Source organism: Pseudomonas sp. NPDC087690 (assembly GCF_044743175.1).
Classification (GTDB): domain Bacteria; phylum Pseudomonadota; class Gammaproteobacteria; order Pseudomonadales; family Pseudomonadaceae; genus Aquipseudomonas.
Map to the genome: position 1 here is coordinate 3,130 of NZ_JBIUVX010000085.1, position 2,545 is coordinate 5,674.

The window sequence follows — 2,545 nt, forward strand, 5'->3', positions numbered from 1 at the left end:
CAACTGCACCCACCTCGGTACCATCCCGTCCAAGGCACTGCGTCACTCGGTGCGGCAGATCATGCAGTTCAACACCAATCCGATGTTCCGTGCGATCGGCGAGCCACGCTGGTTCTCCTTCCCGGACGTGTTGAAAAGCGCCGAGAAGGTCATTTCCAAACAAGTTGCTTCGCGCACCGGGTACTACGCCCGTAACCGCGTCGACGTGTTCTTCGGTACCGGCAGCTTCGCTGACGAGCAAACCATCGAAGTGGTCTGCGCCAATGGCGTGGTCGAGAAACTGGTGGCCAAGCACATCATCATCGCCACCGGTTCGCGTCCTTATCGCCCGGCGGACATCGATTTCCACCACCCGCGTATCTACGATAGCGACACCATCCTCAGCCTCGGCCACACCCCGCGCAAACTGATCGTTTACGGCGCCGGCGTGATCGGTTGCGAGTATGCGTCGATCTTCAGTGGTCTGGGTGTATTGGTTGAGCTGGTCGATAACCGTGGCCAGTTGCTGAGCTTCCTCGACTCGGAAATCTCCCAGGCGTTGAGCTACCACTTCAGCAACAACAACATCACTGTGCGCCACAACGAAGATTACGATCGCGTTGAAGGTGTCGATAACGGCGTAATCCTGCACCTGAAGTCGGGCAAGAAGATCAAGGCCGACGCCTTGCTCTGGTGCAACGGCCGTACCGGTAACACCGATCAATTGGGTCTGGAAAACATCGGCGTCAAGGTCAACAGCCGTGGCCAGATCGAAGTCGACGAGGCTTACCGCACCTGCGTACCGAACATCTATGGTGCCGGTGACGTGATCGGCTGGCCGAGCCTGGCCAGTGCTGCCCACGACCAGGGCCGTTCGGCCGCTGGCAGCATCGTTGATAACGGTAGCTGGCGTTTCGTGAATGACGTGCCGACCGGCATCTACACGATTCCGGAGATCAGCTCGATCGGCAAGAACGAGCAGGAACTGACCCAGGCCAAAGTGCCCTACGAAGTCGGCAAGGCATTCTTCAAGAGCATGGCGCGTGCGCAGATCGCCGGCGAGCCGCAAGGCATGCTGAAGATCCTGTTCCACCGTGAAACCCTGGAAGTGCTGGGCGTTCACTGCTTCGGTTATCAGGCGTCGGAGATCGTCCACATCGGTCAGGCGATCATGAACCAGCCGGGCGAGCTGAATACCCTGAAGTACTTCGTCAACACCACGTTCAACTACCCGACCATGGCCGAAGCCTATCGGGTAGCAGCGTACGACGGCCTTAACCGGCTTTTTTGACGGGCTCCGGCCGGTGGCCTGAGCCGGCCGGGGAGACCGATTTCAGCAATTCTCGAGGGTGGCAGTGGCCAAACCGGGAAAGTCTGTAATCAGGCTGTCAACGCCGAAGTCGGCGAGCCTGCGCATCAGCGCAGGTTCGTTGACGGTCCACACCGACACGTGCAGCCCCTGACGCTGCGCCTTCTGCAGGCGTTCCGGCGTACACAGCGTCCAGTTCAACGCGAGAATCTCACAGCCATAACTGGCCGCGACCTTCAACGGATCGAGCCAGGCGTATTCGGCGACCAACCCCCGCGACACATCCGGCACCAGATCCAGCGCCGCTTTCAGCACTTCCCGCGAACTCGAAGTGATGGTCACCTTGTCCAGCAGGCCGTGGCGCTGAGCCATTTCACGAATCGCCAACACCGTGGTTGCGGCGCGAGTACGCGAAGCGCTTTTCACTTCGAGCTGCCAGTGCTCGAAATCACACTGCTCGAACAATTCTTCCAGCGTCGGAATCGGGCACGGCTTGATCCAGCCCGGGCCACCCTTGCGCGCGTCGTAGGTGACCAGTTCGGCGGCGGTGTGCTCGACGACCTTGCCACGGCGGTCCGTGGTGCGTTTGAGGGTCGGGTCGTGGATGACCATCAACTCGCCGTCCTTGGACAGGTGCAGATCGAGTTCGCAACGGCGCACGCCGTGCTTGAGACATTCCTGAAAGCTGCTCAGGGTGTTTTCCGGTGCTTCGCCCTTGGCGCCGCGGTGGCCGTAGATGAGGGTCACGGTTCTTCCTTAAATTAAATGCCTGATTCGTTCTGTTCGCGGGCCAGACGTCGTTCCTGGGCCTGCTTCTGCAAGATATAGCGGGCGAGCAACTGGCGCTGGGCGTCGGTCAAGTGTTCGAACTCGGTGCCGACGTCATAACCCTCGCCCTTGCGGTCGCAATGGGTGACACGGGCGCGCAGCAACAGGCCGAGCGCTTGCGGCATCAGCACCAGTTTCACCGACAGGTGTGCACCGGTGGCAATCGGCGTCGGGTACTGAAAGTCGATTCCACCCTCGGAGATGATCACCGGTTGCGGCTCGCCGATATGGCCGAGCACGGTCAGGGCGACCACCTGACTGAGCAGGTCAATGCGCTTGTTCTGCGATTTCAGGAACGCGGCGATGGCGCGGTCACGCTCGCTGATCTGGCGCAACAGGTGCTGCGACTCGAATTCGCTCAGGTGCAGTTCGCTGAGCAGGTTGAACAGTGGGGAAGCATCCTGCAACACTTCCTGGCCTGCGGCTTCG

The 2,545-nt window shown here is 60.4% G+C and carries 3 protein-coding genes; 1 reads left to right on the top strand and 2 read right to left on the bottom strand.

Annotated features, from left to right (window positions below; translation table 11 throughout):
- Window positions 1–1,270, top strand: a 1,270-nt coding sequence (gene sthA, locus ACIPIZ_RS29250; RefSeq protein WP_401168972.1) for a Si-specific NAD(P)(+) transhydrogenase, incomplete at its 5' end; no start/stop codon positions are given.
- A 42-nt stretch (window positions 1,271–1,312) separates the two neighbouring features.
- On the opposite strand, the gene ACIPIZ_RS29255 is transcribed toward sthA, so the two are convergent.
- Complete coding sequence (locus tag ACIPIZ_RS29255; protein WP_008087738.1) at window positions 1,313–2,035, bottom strand: glycerophosphodiester phosphodiesterase family protein; 723 nt, start codon at window positions 2,033–2,035, stop codon at window positions 1,313–1,315.
- A 14-nt stretch (window positions 2,036–2,049) separates the two neighbouring features.
- The coding region (locus ACIPIZ_RS29260) for a PilZ domain-containing protein (protein WP_401168976.1) at window positions 2,050–2,545 on the bottom strand (496 nt) is incomplete at its 5' end.